This is a genomic window from Zobellia roscoffensis (genome assembly GCF_015330165.1).
GTDB classification, from domain to species: Bacteria; Bacteroidota; Bacteroidia; order Flavobacteriales; family Flavobacteriaceae; genus Zobellia; species Zobellia roscoffensis.
This window is the reverse complement of the sequence record NZ_JADDXT010000002.1, coordinates 495,348-521,549: the sequence shown is the minus strand read 5'-3', so window position 1 is coordinate 521,549 and position 26,202 is coordinate 495,348. Positions and strand designations below refer to the sequence as shown.

Sequence of the window (26,202 nt, the reverse complement as noted above, 5' to 3'; positions counted from 1 at the left end):
ATTAAATTGATTAACTGGTTTCAGGTTCGTTAAAAAGAGCGAAAACCGTTACCGAATTATATACAGATGGTTACAGATACTATAGCAGATTATCTAACGCGAGTTAGAAATGCCAGCAGAGCTGGTCACAGAGTGGTAGAGATACCCTCTTCAAAAGTGAAGAGAGAGATGACTAAAATATTGTTCGATCAGGGCTATATTTTAAGTTACAAATTCGAGGAGGATAAAGTTCAGGGTTCTATTAAGATTGCCTTGAAATATGACAAGGCAACTAAAGAGCCTGTTATTAAAAAAATTCAGAGAATCAGTAAGCCGGGTCTACGTAAGTATGCAGGCGCTGAAAATCTGCCTAGAGTCTTAAATGGCTTAGGGATAGCTATAGTTTCAACTTCTCACGGAGTAATGACGAGCAAGCAGGCAAAAAATGAAAATGTAGGTGGCGAGGTGCTTTGCTACGTATATTAATAGGATAAATAGTAAGAAATGTCAAGAATTGGTAATAATCCGGTAGCTATTCCTGAAGGAGTTACTGTTGAGGTAAAGGAGAACGAGGTTGTCGTAAAAGGCAAGTTGGGTGAGCTTACTCAAGAGTTTTCTGCCGTCGATATAAAGATAGAAGAGAATCAAGTTTGGGTAACTAGACCTTCAGATTCTAAGGAACATAAAGCAAAGCATGGTCTATACCGTTCTTTGGTGAAGAATATGATCGAAGGTGTTTCTAAAGGATGGACAAAAGAATTGGAACTTGTAGGTGTGGGTTACCGTGCTGCTAATCAAGGTCAGAAATTGGATATCGCTTTAGGATTTTCTCATAATATAGTTATAGATATAGCTCCTGAAGTTAAGGTTGAAACTGTATCTGAGAAAGGAAAGAATCCAATTATAAAATTGACATCTTTCGATAAACAATTGGTCGGTCAAATTGCCGCAAAAATACGAGCTTTCCGTAAGCCTGAGCCTTATAAAGGAAAAGGTGTTAAGTTTGTTGGCGAGCAGTTAAGAAGAAAAGCAGGTAAATCAGCTTAATAGTATATCATGGGATTATCAACAAGCGAAAGAAAACAGAGAATACGGAGAAGAATTAGAAAGGTTTCCAATGGAACAGCGGAAAGACCTAGATTATCCGTTTTTAGAAGCAATAAAGAAATTTATGCTCAGGTTATAGACGATACAAAAGGTGCTACATTGGCATTTGTATCATCTAGAGATAAAGATTTAGCAAAAGAAAAGGGTACTAAGATAGAGATTGCAAGCCTTGTAGGTAAAGCGATCGCTGCAAAGTGCAAAGAAGCAGGTATTGAAAAAGTTGCTTTTGATAGAGGTGGTAACCTTTACCACGGAAGAGTGAAATCTTTGGCTGATGGCGCAAGGGAAGCAGGACTTAATTTTTAAATAAGAGTATGTACCAGAAATATAAAAACGCAGAGACCGTTAAACCCGGTGGATTGGATCTTAAAGATAGATTGGTAGGCATACAGCGTGTTACCAAAGTTACTAAAGGTGGTAGGGCCTTCGGTTTCTCAGCTATAGTTGTTGTAGGTGATGAAAGTGGAGTTGTTGGACACGGTTTAGGAAAATCTAAGGAGGTAGCAACTGCTATTGCTAAGGCTATTGAAGACGCTAAAAAGAACTTAATTCGTATTCCTTTGAACAAGGCTACATTGCCTCATGAACAAAAAGGTAAATATGGTGGGGCTCGTGTATATATCCAACCGGCATCTCATGGTACCGGAGTTATTGCAGGTGGTGCAGTAAGAGCGGTATTGGAAGCTGTTGGTGTACAAGATGTATTATCTAAATCACAAGGTTCTTCAAACCCTCATAATGTTGTTAAGGCCACTTTTGATGCGCTTTTGCAATTGAGAGATGCAAGAACTGTAGCTGATCAAAGAGGGGTTTCTCTTGAAAAAGTGTTTAAAGGATAAGTAGAAATATTATGGCAAAGAAAATTCTGGTAAAACAGTTAAAGAGCAGCATCAAAAAGCCACAAAACCAAAAGCGTACGTTGTTTGCTTTAGGTCTTAAGAAGATTGGTCAAGTAGTAGAGCATGATGCCACGCCGAATATACTCGGTATGATAGCTAAAGTTGAACATTTGGTTTCCACTGAGGAAGCTTAAATAGCACATTATAATGAATTTAAGTAATCTAAAGCCTGCAGATGGTTCTACCAATAGAGCAGGCAAAAGAATAGGTAGAGGTCAAGGATCTGGTAAAGGTGGTACTGCTGCAAGAGGGCATAAAGGTGCTAAATCTAGGTCTGGTTACTCTAAGAAAATAGGTTTTGAAGGTGGACAGATGCCTTTGCAAAGACGTGTGCCTAAATTTGGTTTTACAAACATAAACCGAGTAGAATATCAAGGTATTAACGTTGAAAGGTTACAAGAGTTGGTTGATAACAAAAAAGTTAAAGACACTATTACTTTTGAAACTTTGGTAGAAAATGGTTTGGCCAAAAGTAAAGACCTGGTAAAAATATTAGGTGGTGGAGAATTGAAAGCTTCACTTAAGGTTTCAGCGCATAAATTTACAGCAAGTGCTAAAGCGGCAATTGAAGCTGCTGGTGGAGAAGCAATAAATTTATAAGCATAACTGACCATGAAGAAATTTTTCGAGACCATATCCAATATTTGGAAGATAGACGAACTAAGGAATAGGATTTTACTAACCCTTGGTTTGTTGCTGGTATACCGTTTTGGTTGTCAAATTGTTCTTCCAGGTATTGATTCTACACAATTAGCAGAATTAGCCTCGGGTACCGATTCAGGTATCTTTGGGCTTTTGAATGCTTTTACCGGTGGTGCTTTTGCTAATGCATCAATATTTGCTTTGGGTATTATGCCCTATATATCGGCATCTATTGTTGTTCAGCTTATGAGTATTGCCATACCTTATTTACAGAAATTGGATAAAGAAGGGGAGAGTGGTAGAAAAACGAAGAATCAGATTACACGTTGGTTAACTATTGGTATTTGTGTGGTTCAGGCGCCAGCTTATTTGTACGGTTTAGAGGCTTTTGGAGTTCAGGATAGTGCCTTTGTTTTAGGTAAAGGTCTTGACTTTATGGTTCCTGCGGTTATCATTTTGGTTACTGGTTGTGTTTTTGCCATGTGGTTAGGAGAGAAAATTACTGATAAGGGTATTGGTAATGGTATTTCACTACTAATTATGATTGGTATTATAGCTACAATGCCGCAATCGTTCGTTCAAGAATTCATTTCTAGAACAGTTGATAACAATGGTGGTTTGATGTTTATCTTAATAGAAGTCATTCTTTGGTTCTTAGTTATCTTGGCTAGTATACTTCTAGTGATGGCTACGCGTCAAATACCTGTACAGTATGCAAGAAGAACTGCCTCTGGTGGTTATGAAAAGAATATAATGGGGTCTAGGCAGTATATTCCTTTGAAGTTAAATGCTTCTGGTGTTATGCCGATTATCTTTGCTCAGGCAATTATGTTTGCTCCTAGTTTAATTGGTAAGACTTTTAACAATACCGCTGCTGGTCAGTGGATGGAGGTTCAGTTTCAGGATATATTTGGTCTTGCTTACAACGTATTGTTCGGTTTGTTGATAATTATTTTCACGTATTTCTATACGGCTATTACTGTTCCGACCAATAAAATGGCAGATGATTTAAAAAGAAGTGGAGGTTTTATACCAGGTATTAGACCGGGTAAAGAGACTGGAGACTTTTTAGATAAAATTATGTCTTTGATTACATTGCCAGGTTCCGTATTTTTGGCGCTTTTAGCAGTTTTGCCTGCTATAGTAGTTAAATTAATGGATATTCAAGCCGGTTGGGCATTGTTCTATGGAGGGACATCACTTTTAATTATGGTAGGTGTTGCAATAGATACGGTTCAACAAGTAAATGCATATTTATTGAATAGACATTACGACGGATTGATGAAAACTGGGAAAAATAGAAAAGTCGCATAAGTATGGCTAAACAAGCAGCAATAGAACAAGACGGGTCTATAATTGAAGCATTGTCAAATGCAATGTTCAGAGTTGAGTTAGAAAATGGGCATGTAGTTACGGCTCACATTTCAGGAAAGATGCGTATGCATTATATTAAGTTGCTTCCTGGAGATAAAGTGAAATTGGAAATGAGTCCTTATGACTTGTCCAAAGCCAGAATTACATATAGATATTAGTAATACGATAGAAGAATAGAACGATGAAAGTAAGAGCATCAGTTAAAAAAAGAAGTGCCGACTGCAAGATTGTACGCAGAAAGGGCAGGTTGTACGTAATCAACAAAAAGAATCCTAGATTTAAACAAAGACAAGGATAGTTATGGCAAGAATTGCAGGTGTAGACATACCAAAACAGAAAAGGGGCGTAATTGCATTGACCTATATTTTTGGTGTCGGTAGAAGTAGGGCTAAAGAAATCTTAGAGATTGCCCAAGTTAGTGAAGATACTAAAGTGTCTGATTGGAACGATGATGAGATAGGTCGTATCAGGGATGCCGTTTCTTCTTTTACTATAGAAGGTGAGTTGCGTTCTGAGACACAGCTTAATATTAAGCGTTTGATGGATATAGGTTGTTACCGTGGTATTCGTCACAGATCAGGTCTTCCCCTTAGAGGACAACGTACGAAGAACAATTCTAGGACGAGAAAAGGAAAAAGAAAAACGGTAGCCAACAAGAAGAAGGCAACTAAATAATAAGTAGGTTATTATGGCAAAGGCAACTACAAAATCAGGTGCAAAAGCGGCAAAGAAGCGTAAGGTAATCGTTGACTCGGTTGGAGAAGCTCACGTAACTGCATCTTTTAATAATATTATAATTTCTCTTACCAATAAAAAAGGAGATGTCATTTCTTGGTCATCTGCTGGAAAAATGGGTTTTAGAGGTTCTAAGAAAAATACTCCTTATGCAGCGCAGGTAGCTGCGGAAGAGTGTTCTAAAACTGCTCATGAAGCAGGTTTAAGAAAAGTAAAGGTTTACGTTAAGGGACCTGGAAATGGAAGAGAATCTGCGATTCGTGCCGTACATAATTCTGGTATAGAAGTTACCGAAATTATTGATGTTACACCGATGCCGCACAACGGTTGTCGTCCTCCAAAAAGAAGAAGAGTTTAATTAATTAGTAATATTTCACAGAAGTGTTGTTAACGATTATCGAAGGATAAGCCTTAATTCATAATCACACTTCTAAATTTAAGAAAATGGCAAGATATACAGGACCAAAGAGTAAAATCGCCCGTAAGTTTGGCGAAGCAATTTTCGGAGATGATAAATCATTCGAAAAAAAGAATTACCCTCCAGGACAACACGGAAACGCAAGACGTAGAGGTAAGAAATCTGAGTACGCTGTTCAGTTGATGGAGAAGCAGAAAGCTAAATATACCTACGGTATTTTAGAAAAGCAATTTAGAAATATTTTTGCTACTGCTAAGAGAAAAGAAGGTGTTACCGGTGAGGTATTACTTCAATTATGTGAGTCACGTTTAGACAACGTAGTATTTCGTATGGGAATTTCTCCTTCAAGAAGAGGTGCTAGACAATTAGTATCTCACAGACATATCACAGTAAATGGAGAGTTGGTAAATATACCTTCTTATTCATTAAAACCAGGAGATGTAGTAGGTGTGCGTGAAAAGTCTAAATCTTTACAGGCTATACAAGATTCACTTACAGCAAACAGTAAAGTTTACGAGTGGATAACTTGGAATACAGCTAAGAGTGAAGGTGCGTTTGTTACCGTTCCGGAAAGACTTCAAATTCCAGAGAATATCAAAGAACAGTTAATAGTTGAGCTTTACTCTAAATAATAAAGAACACTAAGTCATATGGCATTATTTAATTTTCAGAAACCCGATAAAGTAATAATGATCGATTCTTCGGATTTCGAAGGGAAGTTCGAATTTCGTCCTTTGGAGCCCGGTTATGGATTGACTGTTGGGAACGCACTAAGAAGAGTGTTGCTTGCGTCATTGGAAGGCCATGCGATTACGTCCTTGAGAATGGATGGTGTAGAACATGAGTTTTCAGTGGTTTCTGGCATTGTAGAAGATGTTACAGAAATCATATTGAATCTTAAACAAGTACGTTTTAAGAAGCAAATTGAAGATTCTGAAGCAGAAGTAGTTTCAATTTCGGTAAGCGGAAAAGAGCAGTTGACTGCTGGTGATTTTCAGAAATTTATTTCTGGTTACCAAGTGTTGAATCCAGATTTAGTTATCTGTAATATGGATTCTAAAGTGAACATCAATATGGAAATAGTTATTGACAAAGGTCGTGGCTATGTTCCTGCAGATGAGAACAAAAAATCAAATGCAGCTTTAGGTACCATTGCTATAGATTCTATATTTACGCCTATTAAGAACGTAAAATATAGTATTGAAAACTTTCGTGTAGAGCAAAAAACGGATTACGAAAAATTGGTTTTCGAAATTGTTACTGATGGTTCAATTCATCCAAAAGATGCATTGACAGAAGGAGCAAAGGTTTTGATACATCACTTTATGTTGTTTTCTGATGAGCGTATTACATTAGAAGCAGACGAGATTGCACAGACCGAAACTTACGATGAAGAGTCACTTCACATGCGTCAGTTGTTAAAAACGAAATTGGTAGATATGGATCTTTCCGTACGTGCCTTGAACTGTTTGAAAGCTGCTGAAGTAGATACATTGGGAGATTTAGTTTCTTTCAATAAAAATGACTTGATGAAATTTAGAAACTTCGGTAAAAAGTCCTTAACGGAATTAGAAGAATTGGTTATCAACAAGGGGCTTAGCTTCGGGATGGACCTTTCAAAATATAAATTAGATAAAGATTAATCGATATTTCTTACACGAAGGGAGATACCCTGGGATTGGAGAAGTACAATAGAATAGAAAAATGAGACACGGTAAAAAAGTCAATCATTTAGGACGTAAGACAGCGCATAGAAAAGCGATGTTGGCCAATATGGCATGTTCCTTGATCGAGCACAAAAGAATAAATACGACTGTGGCGAAAGCTAAGGCGTTAAAACAATTTGTTGAGCCTTTGATTACAAAATCAAAAGCTGAGAACAATGTATCTGCTGAAAAGGGAACGCACAACAGACGTATCGTTTTCAAAAACCTTAGAGATAAGGTAGCTGTTACTGAATTGTTCAGTACGGTTGCTGAGAAGGTGGCTGACAGACCAGGAGGTTATACAAGAATTATTAAGCTTGGTAATCGTTTGGGAGATAACGCTGATATGGCAATGATTGAGTTGGTTGATTTTAACGAACTATACAACGCTGGTAAAGCCAAAAAGAAAACTACTAGAAGAAGTAGAAGAAGTGGAGGCAAATCGGAAGAAACAGCTAAGGTTGATGCTAAAGAAACTCAGACACCACCTGTGGTAGCTGAAGATACTGAGGCAAAGGCTCAGACTGACACCGCAGCTAAAACAGACGATTCAGAAGAATAAGATGTTGATATTTAATAATTTTTTGAAAAGGATAAGCTTTACAGTTTATCCTTTTTTTATGTTTATTTGTGAAATTAAAAAAATAGCAAACGTATGAAGTACCAATCCCGAAAGAAAGCATTGTTATTATTGGCCGATGGCACCATATTTTATGGTAAGTCAGTAGGAGATAAAGATGGAACTGCATTTGGAGAAGTTTGTTTTAATACAGGTATGACAGGATATCAGGAGATATTTACCGACCCATCATACTTTGGTCAGATAATGGTGACCACAAATGCCCATATTGGTAACTATGGAACCGTAGCAGAAGAGGTAGAGTCGGACTCGGTTAAAATATCAGGTTTAGTTTGTAGAAACTTTAGCTATAATTACTCACGTTCAAGAGCGGACAAGAGTCTTGAGAGTTTCTTGAATGAAAATGAACTTTTTGCCATATCAGATGTTGATACTCGTGCCTTGGTAAGTTACATTCGTGATAACGGAGCCATGAACGCTGTGATATCTACGGATGTTAATAATATAGAGGAGTTAAAAGCAAAATTGGCGGAGGTGCCAAGTATGGAAGGATTGGAGTTGGCTTCAAGCGTATCGACTTCTGAGCCTTATTTCTACGGTGAGGAAAATGCACCTATGAAAATTGCCGCCTTAGATATAGGTATTAAGAAGAATATTTTGCGGAACCTTGCTAAGCGAGGAGGATATATAAAGGTTTTTCCTTATAACACTTCTTTTGAAGAAATGGAAGCATGGGGAGCTGATGGGTATTTTATTTCTAACGGTCCAGGAGATCCAGAACCGTTGTCTGATGCTATACAAACGGCAAAAGGAATGATTAGTAGCGGAAAACCCGTTTTTGGTATTTGTTTGGGTCATCAAGTTATTGCTTTGGCAAACGGGGTGTCTACCTATAAAATGCATAATGGGCACAGGGGTATAAATCATCCTATTTTAAATTTGATAACAGGTAAAGGTGAAATTACTTCTCAAAATCATGGTTTTGCTATAAATAGGGAAGAGACCGAAAAGAATGAGAATTTAGAAATAACACATGTTCATCTAAATGATCAAACTGTAGCCGGTATCCGTATTAAGGATAAAGATGTTTTTTCGGTGCAATATCACCCTGAAGCAAGTGCGGGGCCACATGATGCTGAATATTTATTCGATCAATTCTTTGATTTGATCGAGAAAAATTCAAACGTTATGGCATAAGGTTAAGTAATCGTTATAATTACGGTAATATAGTTGCGCAGTACAATGCATTACTTGCACGGTTTTGTATATTTGCAGCTGTTGAAATTTAAGAGAATTCCAAACAAAAAATAATATTTATGAGTATCATATTAAGCGTACACGCACGTCAGATTTTAGATTCAAGAGGAAACCCTACCGTAGAGGTTGATGTAATTACTGAAAATGGAGTAATGGGTCGTGCGGCAGTTCCTTCTGGAGCGTCAACAGGAGAGCATGAAGCAGTAGAGCTTCGCGATGGTGGCAATACCTTTATGGGGAAAGGAGTTCTTAAAGCGGTAGAAAATGTAAATACGGTTATTGCTGAGGAGATTTTGGGAATGTCTGTTTTTGAGCAGAACCTTCTTGATCAAGTGATGATCGACTTGGATGGTACTCCAAATAAATCAAAGTTGGGTGCTAACGCTATTTTGGGTGTGTCTTTGGCAGCAGCTAAAGCAGCAGCTAATGAATTAGGGTTGTCTTTGTTCCGTTACGTAGGTGGTGTTAGTGCAAATACTTTGCCTGTGCCAATGATGAATATCATTAATGGTGGTTCGCATTCAGATGCACCAATCGCTTTTCAGGAATTTATGGTAATGCCGGTAAAGGCAAAAAGTTTTTCACATGCCATGCAAATGGGAACTGAAATCTTCCATAATCTTAAAAAAGTTTTACATGATAGAGGATTAAGTACAGCTGTTGGTGATGAAGGTGGTTTTGCGCCTAACTTAGCAGGGGGTACTGAAGATGCTCTAGATACTATTGCAAAGGCAGTTGAGAATGCAGGTTATAAATTGGGCGATGAAATTATGATTGCCTTGGATTGTGCTTCAGCTGAGTTTTTTGTTGATGGTAAATATGACTATACTAAATTTGAAGGAGATAAAGGAGTGGTTAGAACTTCTGAAGAACAAGCTCAGTACTTGGCAGATTTAAGTGCCAAATACCCTATCATCTCAATTGAAGATGGTATGGATGAGAATGATTGGGATGGTTGGAAATCTTTGACTGAAAAAGTAGGAGATAAAGTTCAGTTGGTTGGAGATGACCTTTTTGTTACAAATGTAGAGCGTTTGTCAAAAGGTATTGAAAACGGTATTGCAAACTCTATCTTGATTAAAGTAAATCAGATTGGAACACTTACCGAAACAATTGCAGCTGTAAACATGGCCAAGAATGCAGGATATACTTCTGTAATGAGCCATAGATCAGGTGAAACAGAAGATAATACCATTGCAGATTTAGCAGTAGCATTGAATACAGGTCAAATAAAAACAGGTTCTGCTTCAAGATCAGACCGTATGGCCAAGTATAACCAATTGCTTCGTATTGAGGAAGAATTGGGTGAAATGGCCTATTATCCTCAGGATAAAGCATTTAAGATTAAGTAGTGATATAGACTAGTACAAAGCTATTAAAACAAGAGCCCTTCTTTTCGATAAATTTCGAATTAGAAGGGCTTTTTTTTTGGGTAATCGCAAAGTTTGCCTATCTTTTTAACAAACTTCTAACCAACGCTTCGCATGAATAATTTTCTCTTTGTTGCTGCTGAAAATGATGCTATTCCTAACTGTAAAGCTGGGGGCATGGGTGATGTTGTGCGCGATGTTCCTAGGCATATCTCCAAAAGAGGAGATAAAGTTCAAGTAGTGGTGCCTTCGTATTCAAGACTTCATCTAAATGGTACTTTTAGAACAAATCTCAATTTTCAGTTAAGGGGAACTACCTATATGGCCGAACTTTATGAGGTAGTCGGGAAAAAGGAATGCCCAAACATTGTGCATTATGTTATTCATCATCCGGAAATTCAAGAAGGTGGAATTGCACATATTTATCATGACGACCCAACTGAACCTTTTTTTACGGACTTTATAAAGTATGTAATCTTTTGTACAGCCGTTGCAGAAGCTATAAAGATGGGTGCTTTTGGAGATTTAGATGTGGTTCATATGCATGATTGGCATGCGAGCGCGTTGCTGTTCTTAAAAACATATCACCCTAGATATAAGGAATTGAAGAAAATGCGCTACGTATATAGTATTCATAATTTGGCAATTCAAGGTATACGTCCATTTTATGATAACTATGCTTCAGTGCATAATTGGTTTCCAGAATTGCAGTTGGATCATGATGCCTTAAAGGATCCTCGGTATGAGGATTGTATTAACCTTATGGCAGTTGGTATTAGGCTTGCGGACTCTGTTCATACGGTATCTCCATCATATAAAGAAGATGTAATGTTGCCCAGTGCAAGGCCAGAATTTGTTGGGGGAGAGAGTTTAGAGAAAGATTTGCAGCAGGCAAATAATGAAGGGCGCTTAATAGGAATTCTAAATGCTTCTAATTATAACAATATTAGAACTGCAGATAAAGGGCGGCTATACCGTAATACGGTAAAAGCTCTTTTTGGATGGTTGCAAGATGAATCAAAAAAATACAAGGCAGATTTCTTGGCTCACACTGGTGAGAAGATTATGAAACATGTTGACGAAAAACCGAAATTTGTAGTTTCTAGTGTAGCTAGATTAACTGAGCAAAAGTTTTATTTTTTCAAGCGGTCACCAGATGCTTTTGAGCAAATGCTAGAAAGGTTACGAAAAATAGATGGTATTTTTATGCTGTTGGGAACGGGAGATCCTGATTATGAAGAATTTTTCCGAAGCATGAGCTACAAGCATCATAATTTCATTTTTACAAATGGTCAATCAGAAGACTTAATAGATTCCATATACTTAGAATCAGACTTGTATTGTATGCCAAGTCTTTTTGAACCCTGCGGTATTAGTCAAATGTTGGCTATGCGTAACGGTAATCCATGTTTTGTTCATCATACGGGAGGACTGAAAGATACGGTTGAGCACCATGTTACAGGTTTTGCCTTTGATGGAAAGACCTATGATGAAAAAATTAAGAATATGGTCAAGAATTTTAGTGAGGCCATTGACCTTTGGGAGAACGATAAACCTAAATGGAAAAAAATAAAAAGTAATGCCGAGAAGGTTCGCTTTACTTGGGAAAAATCGTTGGATGAATACTATTCAAAATTGTACGTTCTCTAGTATAGTTTGGTTTTTCTACAACAACTAATGAAATCATTGTTAATTATTAATTAAACGAAAAAACAACATTGTTAAGATGTTACATTTTCCGTAAATTTACATCCACTTCAATTTTAAGTAAAATTCAAAAATGTCAGATAAAGCTACTTTAGAGTATAACGGTAACAAATATGATTTTCCGGTAATAAAGGGCACAGAAGATGAACTCGCCATAGATATAAAGAGTTTACGGTCGTCCACAAGCGGAATGATAACAATAGATCCAGGATATAAGAACACGGGTTCGTGTGAAAGCGCCATAACTTTTCTAGATGGTGAAAAAGGTATTTTGAGATATAGAGGTTATTCCATTGAGGAACTTGCCGAAAAAGCCGATTTTTTAGAGGTTGCCTATCTTTTGATTTTTGGCGAATTACCGAACAAGACCGAATTAGAAAAATTTCATGCCGATATTAAGGACGAGTCTCATGTAGACGAAGAAATGAAAAAGATTTTGGACGGGTTTCCAAAATCCGCACATCCAATGGGTGTATTGTCTTCTTTAACGAGTGCGTTAATTGCCTTTAACCCTTCTACGGTAGATGTTTCGTCCGATAAGGATATGTATCACGCTATTGTTAGAATCTTAGCTAAATTCCCGGTTCTTGTTGCTTGGACGCTTAGAAAGAAAAAAGGATTGCCTCTAGATTATGGAGATGACACTTTAGGCTATGTAGAGAACATTCATAAAATGATGTTCAAGAGACCTAATCAGAACTATCAAAAAGACGATTTGGTAATAGCAGCTTTGGATAAGTTGTTAATTTTACATGCTGATCACGAACAAAACTGTTCTACTTCTACGGTAAGAATTGTCGGTTCTTCCCATGCGGGTCTTTTTGCTTCCCTTTCGGCAGGTATTTCAGCTTTATGGGGGCCATTGCACGGAGGAGCAAATCAAGCGGTATTAGAAATGCTTGAGGCTATTGAAAAAGATGGTGGAGATACAAAAAAATATATGGCGAAAGCCAAAGATAAATCAGACCCTTTTAGATTAATGGGCTTTGGTCATAGAGTTTATAAGAACTTTGATCCAAGAGCAAAAATAATCAAGAAAGCGGCAGATGATGTTTTAGCTAATTTAGGTATAGATGATCCTATTTTGGCCATTGCCAAAGGTTTAGAAAAAGAAGCTTTAGAAGATCCATATTTTGTAGATAGAAAACTATATCCTAATGTAGATTTCTATTCGGGTATAATCTATCGTGCATTGGGTATTCCTACTGAAATGTTTACAGTTATGTTTGCATTGGGCCGTCTACCTGGTTGGATTGCGCAATGGAGAGAAATGCGTTTGCGTGGTGAGCCAATAGGAAGACCAAGACAAGTTTATATTGGTGAAACGCTTCGTCCTTTTGTAGATGTAGATTTAAGATAAACACCAGTATATAATTATAAAAAAAGTCCTTTCTTGAGATTCTTAAGAAAGGACTTCTTTTTTCTTAAATAGTTGTGGTCCACGATTTGGTTCTCTTATCTTTGCCGGCAAAAAGGTTATGCTTAAGCTTCACGTTAACGATGAAATTTCAAGGTTAAAGGTATTGGTTTTGGGTACAGCAAAAAGTAGCGGCCCAACACCTAAACCAGAGGAGGCCTACGACCCTAAATCATTGGAACACATTTTGGCGGGGACATACCCACAGGAAGCGGATATGATTCGGGAAATGGATGCTTTTGCAGAAGTGTTTCGTAAATATGATGTTCAGGTATATAGACCCGAAGTCTTAACTGATTGTAATCAGATTTTTTCCAGGGATATCGCCTTTGTCATAGAAGACAAACTTATTATAGCCAATATTTTACCCGATAGAGAAAAAGAGGTTGAAGCCATTCTTCACGTATTGGATAAAATTGAAGAACAACAAATCTTACATCCGCCCGAAGAAGTACATGTAGAAGGTGGTGATGTTATGCCTTGGGGCGATTATATTTTTATCGGCACCTATACGGCAGAAGATTATGCTAGTTATATTACGGCAAGAACAAATCAAGCGGCCGTTGATTATATTACAGAACAATTTCCTCATAAAAAAGTAAAATCATTCCAACTGAGGAAATCAAATACCGATGCAAAACAGAATGCGTTGCACTTAGACTGTTGCTTTCAGCCCTTAGGAAAAGGAAAAGCTATTTTGCACAAAAACGGATTCTTGGTAGAAGAAGAATACCAATGGTTGGTTGATTTTTTCGGAAAAGAAAATGTCTTTGAGATTTCGCCAGATGAAATGTATCAAATGTTTAGTAATGTATTTTCTATTTCTCCGGAAGTAATAGTATCAGAAAAGAACTTTACACGCCTTAATAATTGGCTGAGGGAGCAAGGTTTTATGGTAGAAGAGATTCCCTATGGCGAGATTGCTAAACAAGAAGGTCTTCTGCGGTGTAGCACCTTGCCACTAGTTCGTGAGTAGTACTTTTTAGTATACTAAAATTCAATTTTTAGAAGGTCTGAAATTACTTTATAGGTCTAGTTTCCCTTTTTCTTATTTTCCAATTTATACTAGGTCATACCGTTTTAAAAGTCCTAATTTTGCCTAAATTTAAATGAGTTTCCTATGCAGATTACGAACACCATACTAATGATTCGCCCGGTCAATTTCCGAATGAACGAACAGACTGCGGTAAACAATTATTTTCAAGAAGATATAGATGTTCAGAATACTACGATCAATGAGAAAGCGCAGCAGGAGTTTGATGCTTTTGTAGAGATTTTACGTTCAAAAGGAGTGAACGTAGTTGTAGTTGAAGATACCAAGGACCCAGATACTCCAGATTCTATATTTCCTAATAATTGGATTTCATTTCATGCAAACGGTACGGTAGGGTTGTATCCTATGTTCGCTGAGAACAGGCGTAATGAAAGACGTGAGGATATTTTGGATATTCTTGAGGAAAATGGTTTGATCATAGAAAACGTAGTGGATTACACATCGGCGGAAGAAGAAAATGTGTTTCTAGAAGCTACAGGTAGTATGGCATTGGATAGGGTGAATAACAAAGCCTATTGTGCTCTTTCTGATAGGGCGGATGAAGGCTTGTTCATTGAGTTTTGCGAGGATTTTGAGTACTCGCCGGTTATTTTTACGGCCAACCAATCGGTAGGAGGTAAGCGAATGCCAATTTATCATACCAATGTAATGATGTGTTTGGCAGAAGACTTTTCTGTTATTTGTCTTGATACGATTGATGATAAAAAAGAGCGGAAAAACGTAGTGGATCACCTGAAACAGGATGGGAAAGAAGTAATTGCTATTACTGAACAGCAAATGCATCATTTTGCGGGTAACATGCTCCAGGTTTTGGGAGGGAATGAAAAGCGTTATTTAGTAATGAGCTCATCTGCATATCATAGTCTAACTCCGTCACAAATTGAAGCTATTGAAAAGCATTGCGAAATTATTCATAGTTCTTTAGAAACTATTGAAACTTGTGGTGGAGGTAGTGCACGTTGCATGATGGCCGAGGTTTTTCTGCCACGTTCAAAATAGAAGATATTCTAATTAATTTTTCGCTTTTGGAACCAAAGGTCTTCTAAGCTAAAATTCAATGTTAATAGGTGAAAGTTTTCTTTTATCAATATATTTTGAATCTGACCTTTGGAGCCATAGCTATAAGATAGGTTCATCATAGATTTTTGACCTTGCCCTATGGGTATGCCAATGCCTGCTGTAAGGTTATATCCGTCTACTTTTTGCCCATTAATGGCAAGGTATCCATTGTCATAATTAAAACCTGTTCTGTAGCGTATACGATCGGCGTATTTATAGCTGGTAGGATTTTTTACATACTCCAGGCCAATGGCGTAAATGTCTTGGTCTGCATAACTTCCTAGACTTTCTGTTTGTCCTGTGGCGTCCCAATAGTTCTTTTTGTAGTCTGCACTCACGGTAAAGGAATCAAAGATGTTTGTACTTATACCTAAGCCTACTTCTAGAGGCATGCTGAAATTTTCGAAAGTATCACTTGCCCCATCTTCTACGGTAATTTCCGTGCCATCTAAGCTTTTGGTGATGGAACGTTTTATGTTACCCTTTAAGCTTGTAGGAAATTGAACGGTGCTACCAATAGTAAAATTATCGGTCACATCAAACTGCATGCCTAGTCCAAAGCGAATACCGGAATAGTTTGTGGTTTCCTCAGAGCTAAATGTACTTTGATTTAGAACAAAAGCTTCACTTTCTTCAATGTTGCCAAAGAGTAAGGAGGCATTGGCGCCAAATCTGAAATTTGGCATAACGCTGTATCCTAAATTAAACTTAAGCTCACTTAAACCTCCAATTCCGTTTACATTACTTTCAAAGGTTTCTTCCGTTCCTTCAATATTAGATGTAATTCCAATAAGTGAGTACCCCATTTCGCTGTAGGGTACAAGAGAGATTCCTGCGCCCAATCCTTCAGCTACCCTAAAGGCCATGGCTAAATTGGAGAAGTTAAACGTTGTTTTTGTTTCGCTATCCGCTTTGTTGCTATATTGATTGTATTCGGCTTTTATTCCAACATCATAAAAAAATGAGCCCTTAGGGATCAAAGCAAAGTTTGCGGGGTTTAGATTGTTTATTTGGTTTGAAGTTTTAAGGCCAATTCCAGTATACCCCATACCGTTGGTACGCCCAATGCTAGATTGGTTTATAGCTCCAAGGCCATATAAGGAATATGGAGAACTGGTTAAACCTTCGGATTGTGCTTGTGCCGACACGTGGATTAAAAGTATAAACACGGAAAACAGTAAAGCATTATTCATCTTCGTCATAGATCGCATAAGTAAGTTCAAGTGTGGTACTTTGAGAGTTTATATCTGTATTGAGAACAAAACGGTCCACAGTCGAATTGTAATCGCTTGGTAATAGAATCAGGGCGTCGGATGATTCTTGGTCAGTAGAAATTAATCCCTCTAAATAACCACTTAAGGGCAACTCATAATAGATGTCATTAAACTCTTGATTGCTACGGTTCAAAATTGCCTGAGCTACACTCCCATCTGTTGAAAGTAATTGACTGGTAAGCTCGTTGTTTTGGTCGACCACGAATACAGATAGCGTATCTCTTAAGGTCAATAAGTCGTCATAACTATTAACCGCAGGCGAAATTTTAAGGGAGGCATCAAGAAGGGTGCCTTCTCCTTGAATGTCAAATACAGATTTTATATTAGGAAATTCTAATCTAGTTGCAATGCCTATGCTAGATTGTATAAAGCTTAGATTATCGGTTTCCGTGCTGTGGAGGTTCGTTTCTTGGTCAGTTAAAGACTTTAAATATTCATTTGGTTCCTCAGCAGAAACCTGATTGAAAAATGGAACGGGTGAACTTGTAGTATTAATAGTGAAGTCTGTATAATACTGGGTGCGCTCCTCTTCACCTGCAATGCTATAATAAAGCCTCATGGTGGAGAGTAATGAAAAACCTATTATAGGACCATCATCGGTATCATCCGGTTGAATGGTTATACCGTAATAGGAATTTCTATACTCGTCATAAGTAGTTATTTTTTTCTGCTGAAAATTATCAAATAGACTAAAACCAAAGGTGTCCAAGAGTTTTACTTCAAGGGAGTCTGTTGAGAGTGGTCTTGGGATATAGGTGAGCTCACCTAAATCCTCTTCATAAAAATCTATTGTACTGGTATTGTAAAAATTAACTCCATCTTCCGGTTTTAAGGCTTCACTCAACTCCTTAATATGAAGGGTGCTAGACTGTAGTGTATCGTTATAATAGTAGTTGTCCGGCCTAAGGATAAAAGTTATACTATCAAATTCGGCATCTGTATCAATAAAATATGAACTTGGTATAAATTCCATAAAGCTTGCTCCTTTGACTGTTCCGTAAACCGGGTCTTTGTATTTGCCAAGGAGCATACGAACGGACTGTGACGTATCTACACTATCAAACTTCATAGTAGAAAAATCTATGGTCATGGTATCTAGTTGAACCACGCGTATATCACTATCGGTAAAAATGTCTCCTGCTTCAAAATCTGAATCGTTAACCGCATCGGTACTGCATGAAACTAGGAGTGATAGGCAAACAAGGATGGCCAATGTAATTTTCATATCCGTATAATTTGAGCGTAAATGTATTGTGCAGGTAAGGGCATAAAAACCAGAATAGACCAAACCCAATAGTTATGAGACGAATACCTGAATTTTAGCTATTAAATAGAAAATGGTTTTGGTAGATTAAAAAGCCATGTTCATGTGTTAAATAAGTGGCTTCATCTATTTCGGTTTCATGGGTGGGAACCGTGTTCTAGTTTTGATGAAAATTAACTGGCGAACAAAATAGAAGAAGCGCATGAAAGGATTCAAGTACTATATAGGGACGGTAACAATTTTTAGCACAATGATTTTTTCATTGGTAAGTTGTTCTAGTGATGACGATGATGAGTATCTGGGTAACTGGGTAGATAGGTCTGTTTTTGATGGTAGCCCCCGTAGTGGCACATCAACTTTTACTATTGGTAACATAGGGTATTCTGGTGTGGGGTATGATGGGGATGACTACCTTACTTCTTTATGGGCCTATGATATGGATGGTGATTTCTGGTCTCAGAAAGCAGATTTTATAGGAAGCGCTAGAAATGCCGCCGTAGGTTTTCAGATTGATGGTACAGGTTATATTGGTTCCGGATATGATGGATTGGATGAATTGGGGGATTTTTTCTCTTATAATCCTAATTCTAATTCTTGGCAGGCCATAGCTTCTTTGCCTTCTACGGCAAGAAGAAGTGCAATTGCTTTCGGAATGAACGGTTTTGGCTACTTCGGTACGGGATATGACGGGGAAAATGATCGTAAGGATTTCTGGAAATATGACCCAAATTCGGATTCTTGGTCGGAACTAGTTGGTTTTGGTGGAGATAAAAGAAGAGCGGCTACAACTTTTACTATTGGTGATCAAGTGTATTTAGGCACCGGCGTATCTAACGGAATTTACCTTAATGATTTTTGGGCCTTTGATGCCGCAACTGAAAGTTGGACTAAAAAATTAGACCTGGACGAGGAAGATGATTATAGTATAGCCCGAAGCAATGCAGTAGGCTTTACGTTAAACGGCTACGGTTATATTGCTTGTGGTCTGTCTGGAGGAACCTTAGGTTCTGTTTGGCAATATGACCCTAGTACGGATGATTGGGAGTTGAAAACTAGTTTTGAAGGCACTACAAGACAAGATGGCGTAGCATTTTCCAATGGATCTAGAGCCGTGGTTGGCCTAGGTAGAACAGGTAGTCTTTATTTAGATGATTTATACGAGTTTCTTCCTTTTGATGAATACGATGATGAGGATTAATAAATATTTTTTGAGTTAGCTATGGGGCAGTACTATTAAGTTTGCCCCATTTTTTAATTGGATATATCATGAAAAAAATTCACTTTTTATTGGCAGTATTGGTCGCAGTCGTTGCTTATATTGCATTTAACTTTAGCGCTGGAGAAGCAAAGCAAAAAGGACTTCATTCAGAGGTGATAGAAGTAGGTGAAGGATTTGGATATCAAATTTTACATGCCGATAAGATTCTGGTAAAACAAGAGTTTATGCCTGCAATACAAGGAGAATTGCCATTTAATACAGAGAAAGAGGCTCAATTGATTGGTGATGAGGTTCTCAAAAAAATAAAAAAAGGCGAAGCTCCGTTTATAACCGTTTCTGAACTCAAAAATCTGAATATTACTATTCAAAATCAGTAAAAAATGAACGCCTCCAAAAGAAAATATTTGCCACAATGGTTGGTACATACCTTCTTATGGTGTGCGGTTTTTGGATTAATAGTATACCCGTTTTTCCTAGAGTCAAGGTCTATACCGTTTAATATCGTTGTTAAATGGGTAATGGCTGTGGCAATATTCTATTTCAATTATTATTACTTGGTCCCTAACTTTTTACTTAGGGATAAAATGAAAACCTATATAGGTATTTCTATTGTGTTGTTGTTTGCCGTTAGTTATGGGCTTCATAATATATTTCCTCCGGAAATGCCAAAAAGTTTTGCCCCTTTGGTAGAACGCATGAAGGAGCGTAGGGAAGCTAGGGCCCCGTTTAGATTTTCTTTAATGCCAGTGGTAAGTTTTGCTGTCCCCTACATTTTTGCCATTATGCTCCGTGTGTATACGGAACTGCAAAGAAACGAGAATCTTCGTAAAACGGTCGAAAAGGAAAAAGTGCAATCGGAACTTCAGTTCTTAAAAACCCAGTTGAACCCACATTTTCTGTTTAATTCTCTCAATACTATTTACTCGTTATCGGTAAAAAAATCTCCGCATACTTCCGAAGCAATTATCAATTTATCAGAACTGATGCGATATATGATTTATGAGGCGGATAAAGATTTGGTACCGTTGGATAAGGAGATAGAGTACATAAAGAGTTATGTAGCATTACAAAGGTTAAGATTGGCCGATAGTGAAAATGTGTTCCTAAAAATTTCGGGAGACGATTCCAATAAAATTATTCCGTCGCTATTATTTATTTCGTTCATTGAAAATGCCTTTAAATATGGAACGGACTACCAAGGTAAAACTATGGTAAAAATAAACCTGCTAGTACAGGAGAAGTCCATACAATTGTACGTGATAAACAAAATAGGAAAGCAAAGAGTAAAAAGTGAAAATAGTGGTGTAGGGCTTCAAAATGTTAAGAACAGATTGAATTTTTTATACCCCAATTCGCATTTTCTAGAAATAGAAGATGATGGAGAAAACTATGAAGTTAATTTAATTTTAAACCTATAGATTATGAATTGTATACTAATTGACGATGAACCGTTGGCCATAGAAATATTGGTAGATTATTGTAAAAAAGTAGGTTTTGTTGAGGTGGTAGGTACGTTTACAAATCCCCTTGAGGCTATTCCGGCAATTAACGAGCAAAAGGTAGATGTAATCTTCTGTGATATAGAAATGCCACAAATAAACGGGCTGGATTTTATTAGCGCGTTGGACAACCGGCCACTTTTTATCTTTACTACAGCTTACTCTCAATATGCCGTAGAAGGTTTTGAGCTGAATGCGGTAGATTACCTTGTAAAGCCCATTCCTTATCAGCGTTTTATAAAAGCGGTATTAAGGGCAAAAGAGTTATTGAGTCGTAAAGATACCCCGGTATCAACGGCTGCCAATGTATTCCCTTCCCGCGGAGATGGCAATGAAAGCCAGAAATTTATTTTTGTAAAATCTGAACATGAAAGTGTAAAGATAGATTTGGACGATATTCAATATGTTCAGGGTCTTAAGGATTATTTAAAAATTCATGTGGTAGGGTCAAATAAGGCCATTTTAACCTTACTTAGTTTTAAGGACATATTGGAAAAATTACCGCGGAATCAATTTATAAGGGTGCACAAGTCCTTTGTAGTGAATGTAAATTTCATCAAAACCATACAACGTAATAGAATTGTAATAGATGATATTCGTATTCCTATTGGAGAAAGTCACAAGACTCAATTTTTCTCTATGTTGGGGCTGTAAGAATTATTTATCTTGAAGATTTCAGAAGGAAAAGTAGAGGGTTTTAAAGCTCATAGCCCAGTTCCTCTTTCAGTTTTATGGACATCACCTGGGTCCTGTTTCTTAATTTCTTAGCACTGGTAAGTAGATTTTCGGTTTGTAAAAGGCGGTCTACCAAACTATTCTGGTAATCTTTACTATGCAATAAGTCATAGTAGTTGGATTCTTCTCCAAAAGTCTTTATCCGAGTGTATTTAGGATTGTCTTTAGCTAACATATCCTTAAGTGCCAAGTGCTTCTCTAAAGTGGGCTGCAAACGGTCTAAAACTATTTCCTTTATTTTAGAATCAATAGATTTTAAACGTTGTATTTCAGAAGGGTAATTGGTAATCAAACTTTTTAATGAGTCACTTTCTATAAGTTCTAATTTGGTAGTGCTGATAACGGAATTGAGTGCACCACTTAGTAGATTGATCTCGGAGTAGTTAATATGAACAATAGTATCTCTCGCACCTTGGGTAATTTCATTAGACGTCAGACCTATGTAGTTCATAGTATGTTCCAAACTTTTTGAATTGCTAGAGTACCGATCTATAGTAGAGTTTAGAATTTTTAAATTAGTGTTCAACTCATCATATAGGCTTTCATATATTTTGAGTTCAACTATTCTATTCTTACGAATTTCGTTCAGGTCGTTAATTTTCCATGCAATTAAAATACCTATCGCAATAAGTAAAATTTCTCCAAAAGCGTAAACGAGGTAACTTTTGAGTTTACCGGAGCCCAAAAGTTTCTTTCTGATCTTTCTAAAGACGGTCATAGGTCAATACTCTTTTTTTAGAGCTTTTACATCTACTATGAGTTGGGCTACGGAAGCACGGTTTAAACCATTGTAAATACCTCTTATATGCTTGTTTTTGTCAACTAGCAAGAAGTTTTCTGTATGTAGAAAGTCGTTTATGTCCTTGGGAATACCCAAGTCATTTTCAACAAAATAATGGTTTCTTCCCAAATCATAGATTTCTTGTTTATCACCTGTAACCAAATGCCATTTTGCATCAATTATGCCATTCTTTTTAGCATAGGTGTTCAGGACAGAAACGGAATCTATGGAAGGCGTAACGGAATGGGATAAAATGGCTACCTCTGGATCATTTAAAAAAGCATCTTGTATTTTTTGCATGTTTCCAGTCATTTTTAAACAGATACCTGGACAAGTGGTAAAGAAAAAGTCGGTAATATAAATCTGGTCTTCAAAGGTTTCAGATGTAATGGTGTCTCCAAGTTGATCTACCAATTTATAATTGGGAATCTTATGAAAGTCTTTTTCCTCTTGTGAACCTGGTTCTAACCAATGCGGTGTAAAAGATGCATCCCCATAATAGGGCAGATGTTCAACCCTGCTTGACGTATCCTTGTTATGGTTGCTTTTTTTGACCGTCTGATTGCATGCGGTCAAAACAATGAATAATAGAATAATGCTATATTTTTTTACTTCTAACAACAATTTCATCATCTAGTTTATAGCATGAGTTAGCTCTTTTCATTCCAAAAATTCGGCCATTCTTGGCTTCGTAATTAATATACAGCTTGCCGTTTTTAAGCCAGGATTTTTGTAACCCTTCTTCCCTGCCGTTTACAAGTTGTCTTTTTTTGGCAAGTGAACCATCTGGGTAATACATCTTTTGAACACCGTGCAGGGCACCGTTCTCATAGATAGATTCTTCCGCCAACTCGCCATTTTTCCACCAGACTTTATATGTGCCGGTCAATCGGTTTTGTTTGTAGAAAGATTCTATACGGAGAAGGCCATTATTTTCCCAGCGTTTAGCTATACCCTCTCTTTTTCCATTTAAATACCCCAATCTTTCACTTGTAACTCCATTTTGGTAACATTTTATAGAGTACCCGTTAAACGGTTTGTTCAGGTAGTACCATTTCCCTTCGTTTTGATTTAGTACTAAATCATGCTTGTAAACCTCATGATTCTTTATACTCGGTTTTTTTTCCGTTTTTGGAATTGTTTCAATGTCCTTATTATGACCAAAAAAAGAGAGCGCGAACAATAGTATTATTAAGTACAGTGATTTTGTCATAACAATTAATAACCTTGATAAGGACCTGCAAATGCAAGGTAAGAGCCTGTTGTAGAATAGACTTCATTGATAATATGATAGTGATATTCTTCCTCTCCATCTGTATACTGGGTAGTAGAAACGTGACCTCCGGAAGCATCTAAATCTGTAGGATAGGTGCCTGTGGAGTTGCATTTTCTTCCGTATAGGAATACGCCATCGAGTAGTATGCCAATTAGATTTTCATCATCATCGGAAAAGGCTACAGGTTCAAGATGGTAGTGATATACACCTGGGCCAATATGTGCACCTGTCCAATCTAAGCTTCCGGCGGCTTGATCCAGTGCGCCGCCGCCTTCTTGATCATTAAAGATCGATGAGCCGCTAACTGCTATACCAATGGTATTCAACTGGGTTTCGACCGTGTTTCCCGTTAAATTGGGAGTGGCATCTACACGTATAGTGGTAGCGTTGTTGTTGCTGGACATAATACTAGGCGTTTTGTCCACATCGGGCTCGTCCTTGTATAGGCTGTTGCCTTCGCCCCAATATATGGTTTCGTGATTGGGAAGCCCGGTAGTCTCTATAACAACTTCCGAACCGTCTAAGTAAATAGTGGTTGCTTCCGAATTGAAAGCCGCATAGGCCGCATGCAATTCAGTTACGGTTTCTTCTTCGGTTTCACTTTCTTCGTCTTCAAAGGAATCATCAGAACTGTCAGAACTGCAAGCAATAATACCAAATCCCGTAATGGCAACAACAAGGCTTAACGGGATAATCTTTTTTAGAACTTCTTTTTTCATTTTAATTCTTTTTAAATATGATTAATGGGAATGATTTAGAAATTTAATTGTGTGATACCGTTAGACCGGCCTTAGTACAATTTCTTCTTTCCTGAAAATTTTTGAAATAATGACTACGGACATAATTACCAACAGGGTTAGGGCAATAAATGGGATCAATAGATTTTCTTCTTGTCCCTTAATCTGAAACGCTCCATTAGCTTTCTCTATGGACACAGCAAATTGGTTGTCTTTTTTGATGACAAAATTTTTGGAGGTTACCGTAGGGTCAATAATTTTGAATACAGTATTGTGTTTTGAAGCCTCACTAAAGCCTTTTAGCTTCACCTGTAAAGTACTAAGTTTATTGGGCAGACCCGTTACCCTAAATTTTAAGTCTGTTTGATGTCCCATTTTTATGGCACCTTCCCTAAGTTCTCCAATAAAACCCGAATTACCGTTCAAAACTATATTGTCCTTAACGTAGGCAATGACCAATTTTTGAAAATCATCGGCAGATAAATCATCAACTTTTATATCTGGAAAATTTTTAATTAATTGATTCCTAAAACCGTCAAATGATGAGCTAATATGTAAGCTCCAATTGTTTTGTTGGTCTTGAGCCAGTGTCATGGTTGCTATTTGCGAACTATGGGCACTAGCGGACAAAGTATAAAAGCTGATTAAAATACCGATGATTAATTTTTTCATGATCTTTGATTTTAGTTTACTTCAAAGGTGCCTTGTGCTCCCGCAAAACAGCCAATAAAGCTGTTGGTTCCGGCTGGGGCTACATGATAGTGATAACCGCGAATGTCATCTGTATGACCGCGACATTCATCTAAATCGGTAGGTTCGGTACCATCTTCGTCCAATAGTTCAAACAAGGGAAAACCATCTATGGCGTAGCCTATCATTGCAGAATGGCCGTCTTCTTGTGAAATTTGTGCGGTCATACCGGTCGCAGCGTGGTAATGGTAACCCGTATTTGGGTTCACATGTCCGCCGTTGTCATCCATAGGAGCCAAGGTATAGGCGCCAAGAATATTTGCAGTTGGAGCAGGTGGGTCAAAATTTACACCGTTAAATGCTAGACCTATAACAGTATTGTCTCCACCGCCTTCTTCCGGTGGTGGACCACCTTCTGGAGGAGTCCCGCCATTACCTCCAGGTGCGCCATTGGATATATAAATGGGCGTATCCAATTTTACGGGCGTCACCGGAATGTAATAGGTAAGGGTTATGTCCGTTACATAGGAAGGCTGACATTCAACACAGAAATTTTTATACTCTTCGCCCACGTTTGGGTTAGCTGCATTTTGACAGTCTTCCAAAGAGTTGGTTACATAAATGTCTCCGTTTTCATCGTACATTTTCCAAGTAGCATCGGCATAGAAATCGGCCATATTTTCAATAAAAGCACCATCTACATCGTAGAGTTCTCCATTTTCGAACCATTTTCCACCTTTGTCGGCACCATCTGAAATGTTGGTGGGGCACCACGGACCCATTTGGTGTTCCGAAGGGGTGGAAGTAGTGGTGATTTTGTAACACATGGCGATCGTACCGTCAGAAAGTGTTTTCTCTACCATGGTTATGGGCTCGGCAAGTCCATCTTCTAAAAATAGACTAGCGTCAACCGTGCCACTCACTACTTCTGTATTAGTTTCATTTTCCTCGGTGGTAACGCTTTCATCAGAATTACAACTGTTTCCAGAGATAAGAATGAACAAACTGCTTATAGCCAATGTCAATACTTGTTTCATTTCTTTAAGTTTTATTATTTTTTTCGACGCTTTGGTTTTGGTGCATTTTCCAATTCTTCCAAAGAAAGAAAGCCATCTTCGTCTTTGTCTATAGTGTCGAAGTCATTTTTAATAGGGCCCTTTAATTCATCTTTAGAAAGTTTTCCGTCTTCATTGGCATCCATTTTTTCCATTAGTTCGGTTGCAGAGGGAGGTTCTTTACGGTCTTCTTGGGCATACCCTGTTTGGATGGTTACTAAGCCAAGAACGGCAGTTGCTATTACGGTGTAAAAAGAACTTTTTTTCATGATATTTAATTTTAAATTGTTCGTATTTCTGATGACAAAGGTGGGCAACAGTTCCATGCAGAATGAACGCAATAAGCCTGTGGCGAGAAGTTTTCAGTG

Annotated in this window: 33 protein-coding genes; 24 read left to right on the top strand and 9 right to left on the bottom strand. The window is 37.6% G+C overall.

What is annotated here, in order from left to right; genetic code table 11:
* Positions 1–66 precede the first annotated feature (66 nt).
* From rpsH to ctlX, 20 genes are all read left to right on the top strand, one after another.
* Positions 67–465, top strand: coding sequence for a 30S ribosomal protein S8 (rpsH, locus tag IWC72_RS02270; RefSeq protein WP_194524643.1), 399 nt, complete (start codon positions 67–69; stop codon positions 463–465).
* 18 nt (positions 466–483) lie between these two features.
* A complete protein-coding gene (gene rplF, locus IWC72_RS02265; protein WP_194524642.1) occupies positions 484–1,026 on the top strand; it encodes a 50S ribosomal protein L6 in 543 nt (180 codons plus the stop codon).
* A 9-nt stretch (positions 1,027–1,035) separates the two neighbouring features.
* Positions 1,036–1,392: a 50S ribosomal protein L18 gene (gene rplR, locus IWC72_RS02260; RefSeq protein WP_194524641.1), complete on the top strand. Its 357-nt coding sequence runs from the start codon at positions 1,036–1,038 to the stop codon at positions 1,390–1,392.
* 8 nt (positions 1,393–1,400) lie between these two features.
* Complete coding sequence (gene rpsE / locus IWC72_RS02255) at positions 1,401–1,925, top strand: 30S ribosomal protein S5 (protein WP_194524640.1); 525 nt, start codon at positions 1,401–1,403, stop codon at positions 1,923–1,925.
* Positions 1,926–1,936: 11 nt separating this feature from the next.
* Positions 1,937–2,119 carry a 50S ribosomal protein L30 gene (rpmD, locus tag IWC72_RS02250; RefSeq protein WP_194524639.1) on the top strand — a complete coding sequence of 61 codons (183 nt, stop codon included), beginning with the start codon at positions 1,937–1,939 and terminating at the stop codon, positions 2,117–2,119.
* A 13-nt stretch (positions 2,120–2,132) separates the two neighbouring features.
* Positions 2,133–2,585 carry a 50S ribosomal protein L15 gene (rplO, locus tag IWC72_RS02245; RefSeq protein ID WP_194528695.1) on the top strand — a complete coding sequence of 151 codons (453 nt, stop codon included), beginning with the start codon at positions 2,133–2,135 and terminating at the stop codon, positions 2,583–2,585.
* 12 nt (positions 2,586–2,597) lie between these two features.
* The gene (secY, locus tag IWC72_RS02240; protein WP_194524637.1) at positions 2,598–3,941 is read left to right on the top strand and encodes a preprotein translocase subunit SecY; all 1,344 of its coding nucleotides are present in this window, start codon (positions 2,598–2,600) and stop codon (positions 3,939–3,941) included.
* 2 nt (positions 3,942–3,943) lie between these two features.
* Positions 3,944–4,159, top strand: a complete 216-nt coding sequence (gene infA, locus IWC72_RS02235) for a translation initiation factor IF-1 (protein WP_013751343.1) — start codon at positions 3,944–3,946, stop codon at positions 4,157–4,159.
* 23 nt (positions 4,160–4,182) lie between these two features.
* Positions 4,183–4,299 carry a type B 50S ribosomal protein L36 gene (ykgO, locus tag IWC72_RS02230; RefSeq protein WP_013305171.1) on the top strand — a complete coding sequence of 39 codons (117 nt, stop codon included), beginning with the start codon at positions 4,183–4,185 and terminating at the stop codon, positions 4,297–4,299.
* Positions 4,300–4,301: 2 nt separating this feature from the next.
* The gene (gene rpsM / locus IWC72_RS02225; RefSeq protein ID WP_194524636.1) at positions 4,302–4,676 is read left to right on the top strand and encodes a 30S ribosomal protein S13; all 375 of its coding nucleotides are present in this window, start codon (positions 4,302–4,304) and stop codon (positions 4,674–4,676) included.
* 13 nt (positions 4,677–4,689) lie between these two features.
* Positions 4,690–5,094, top strand: coding sequence for a 30S ribosomal protein S11 (rpsK, locus tag IWC72_RS02220; RefSeq protein ID WP_038238201.1), 405 nt, complete (start codon positions 4,690–4,692; stop codon positions 5,092–5,094).
* Positions 5,095–5,180: 86 nt separating this feature from the next.
* Positions 5,181–5,786, top strand: coding sequence for a 30S ribosomal protein S4 (gene rpsD / locus IWC72_RS02215; RefSeq protein WP_194524635.1), 606 nt, complete (start codon positions 5,181–5,183; stop codon positions 5,784–5,786).
* Positions 5,787–5,804: 18 nt separating this feature from the next.
* Positions 5,805–6,797, top strand: a complete 993-nt coding sequence (locus IWC72_RS02210; RefSeq protein ID WP_194524634.1) for a DNA-directed RNA polymerase subunit alpha — start codon at positions 5,805–5,807, stop codon at positions 6,795–6,797.
* 61 nt (positions 6,798–6,858) lie between these two features.
* Entirely contained in the window at positions 6,859–7,422 is a 564-nt protein-coding gene (gene rplQ / locus IWC72_RS02205; RefSeq protein ID WP_194524633.1) for a 50S ribosomal protein L17, read from the top strand.
* Between the two features lie 93 nt (positions 7,423–7,515).
* Positions 7,516–8,637 carry a glutamine-hydrolyzing carbamoyl-phosphate synthase small subunit gene (carA, locus tag IWC72_RS02200; protein ID WP_194524632.1) on the top strand — a complete coding sequence of 374 codons (1,122 nt, stop codon included), beginning with the start codon at positions 7,516–7,518 and terminating at the stop codon, positions 8,635–8,637.
* 119 nt (positions 8,638–8,756) lie between these two features.
* Positions 8,757–10,049 carry a phosphopyruvate hydratase gene (eno, locus tag IWC72_RS02195; protein ID WP_194524631.1) on the top strand — a complete coding sequence of 431 codons (1,293 nt, stop codon included), beginning with the start codon at positions 8,757–8,759 and terminating at the stop codon, positions 10,047–10,049.
* Positions 10,050–10,181: 132 nt separating this feature from the next.
* The gene (locus IWC72_RS02190) at positions 10,182–11,717 is read left to right on the top strand and encodes a glycogen synthase (RefSeq protein ID WP_194524630.1); all 1,536 of its coding nucleotides are present in this window, start codon (positions 10,182–10,184) and stop codon (positions 11,715–11,717) included.
* Between the two features lie 130 nt (positions 11,718–11,847).
* Positions 11,848–13,134: a citrate synthase gene (locus tag IWC72_RS02185; protein WP_194524629.1), complete on the top strand. Its 1,287-nt coding sequence runs from the start codon at positions 11,848–11,850 to the stop codon at positions 13,132–13,134.
* A 118-nt stretch (positions 13,135–13,252) separates the two neighbouring features.
* Entirely contained in the window at positions 13,253–14,167 is a 915-nt protein-coding gene (locus IWC72_RS02180; RefSeq protein WP_194528694.1) for a dimethylarginine dimethylaminohydrolase family protein, read from the top strand.
* A gap of 144 nt (positions 14,168–14,311) precedes the next feature.
* Positions 14,312–15,244, top strand: coding sequence for a citrulline utilization hydrolase CtlX (ctlX, locus tag IWC72_RS02175; RefSeq protein ID WP_194528693.1), 933 nt, complete (start codon positions 14,312–14,314; stop codon positions 15,242–15,244).
* Between the two features lie 8 nt (positions 15,245–15,252).
* Here ctlX and IWC72_RS02170 read toward each other — a convergent pair whose 3' ends face one another.
* Positions 15,253–16,506, bottom strand: a complete 1,254-nt coding sequence (locus IWC72_RS02170; RefSeq protein ID WP_194528692.1) for an OmpP1/FadL family transporter — start codon at positions 16,504–16,506, stop codon at positions 15,253–15,255.
* On the bottom strand, positions 16,490–17,803 hold the full coding sequence (locus IWC72_RS02165) for a DUF4270 family protein (RefSeq protein ID WP_194528691.1): 1,314 nt from the start codon (positions 17,801–17,803) through the stop codon (positions 16,490–16,492). Before IWC72_RS02165 ends, IWC72_RS02170 begins: the two co-directional genes overlap by 17 nt.
* A gap of 241 nt (positions 17,804–18,044) precedes the next feature.
* Between IWC72_RS02165 and IWC72_RS02160 the strand changes: the two genes are divergently transcribed.
* The 4 genes from IWC72_RS02160 to IWC72_RS02145 all read left to right on the top strand — a co-directional run bounded on the left by IWC72_RS02160 (position 18,045) and on the right by IWC72_RS02145 (position 21,214).
* Entirely contained in the window at positions 18,045–19,040 is a 996-nt protein-coding gene (locus IWC72_RS02160) for a Kelch repeat-containing protein (RefSeq protein ID WP_194528690.1), read from the top strand.
* A gap of 68 nt (positions 19,041–19,108) precedes the next feature.
* Positions 19,109–19,438, top strand: coding sequence for a DUF4907 domain-containing protein (locus IWC72_RS02155; RefSeq protein WP_194528689.1), 330 nt, complete (start codon positions 19,109–19,111; stop codon positions 19,436–19,438).
* Positions 19,439–19,441: 3 nt separating this feature from the next.
* The gene (locus IWC72_RS02150; protein WP_194528688.1) at positions 19,442–20,479 is read left to right on the top strand and encodes a sensor histidine kinase; all 1,038 of its coding nucleotides are present in this window, start codon (positions 19,442–19,444) and stop codon (positions 20,477–20,479) included.
* Positions 20,480–20,482: 3 nt separating this feature from the next.
* Complete coding sequence (locus IWC72_RS02145) at positions 20,483–21,214, top strand: LytR/AlgR family response regulator transcription factor (RefSeq protein ID WP_194524621.1); 732 nt, start codon at positions 20,483–20,485, stop codon at positions 21,212–21,214.
* A 43-nt stretch (positions 21,215–21,257) separates the two neighbouring features.
* Here the strand turns inward: IWC72_RS02145 and IWC72_RS02140 are convergent, their stop codons facing one another.
* The 7 genes from IWC72_RS02140 to IWC72_RS02110 are packed head-to-tail and all read right to left on the bottom strand — an operon-like array spanning position 21,258 to position 26,103.
* The gene (locus IWC72_RS02140) at positions 21,258–22,013 is read right to left on the bottom strand and encodes a hypothetical protein (protein WP_194528687.1); all 756 of its coding nucleotides are present in this window, start codon (positions 22,011–22,013) and stop codon (positions 21,258–21,260) included.
* Positions 22,014–22,016: 3 nt separating this feature from the next.
* A complete protein-coding gene (locus tag IWC72_RS02135; protein WP_226979465.1) occupies positions 22,017–22,709 on the bottom strand; it encodes an SCO family protein in 693 nt (230 codons plus the stop codon).
* Positions 22,675–23,289, bottom strand: a complete 615-nt coding sequence (locus IWC72_RS02130) for a toxin-antitoxin system YwqK family antitoxin (RefSeq protein WP_194528686.1) — start codon at positions 23,287–23,289, stop codon at positions 22,675–22,677. Before IWC72_RS02130 ends, IWC72_RS02135 begins: the two co-directional genes overlap by 35 nt.
* Before the next feature lie 5 nt (positions 23,290–23,294).
* The gene (locus IWC72_RS02125; RefSeq protein ID WP_194528685.1) at positions 23,295–24,071 is read right to left on the bottom strand and encodes a YHYH protein; all 777 of its coding nucleotides are present in this window, start codon (positions 24,069–24,071) and stop codon (positions 23,295–23,297) included.
* A 60-nt stretch (positions 24,072–24,131) separates the two neighbouring features.
* Positions 24,132–24,761: a hypothetical protein gene (locus tag IWC72_RS02120; RefSeq protein ID WP_194524616.1), complete on the bottom strand. Its 630-nt coding sequence runs from the start codon at positions 24,759–24,761 to the stop codon at positions 24,132–24,134.
* A gap of 11 nt (positions 24,762–24,772) precedes the next feature.
* Positions 24,773–25,816, bottom strand: coding sequence for a YHYH protein (locus tag IWC72_RS02115; RefSeq protein WP_194528684.1), 1,044 nt, complete (start codon positions 25,814–25,816; stop codon positions 24,773–24,775).
* Positions 25,817–25,830: 14 nt separating this feature from the next.
* Positions 25,831–26,103 carry an EF-hand domain-containing protein gene (locus IWC72_RS02110; protein ID WP_194524614.1) on the bottom strand — a complete coding sequence of 91 codons (273 nt, stop codon included), beginning with the start codon at positions 26,101–26,103 and terminating at the stop codon, positions 25,831–25,833.
* Positions 26,104–26,202 lie beyond the last annotated feature (99 nt).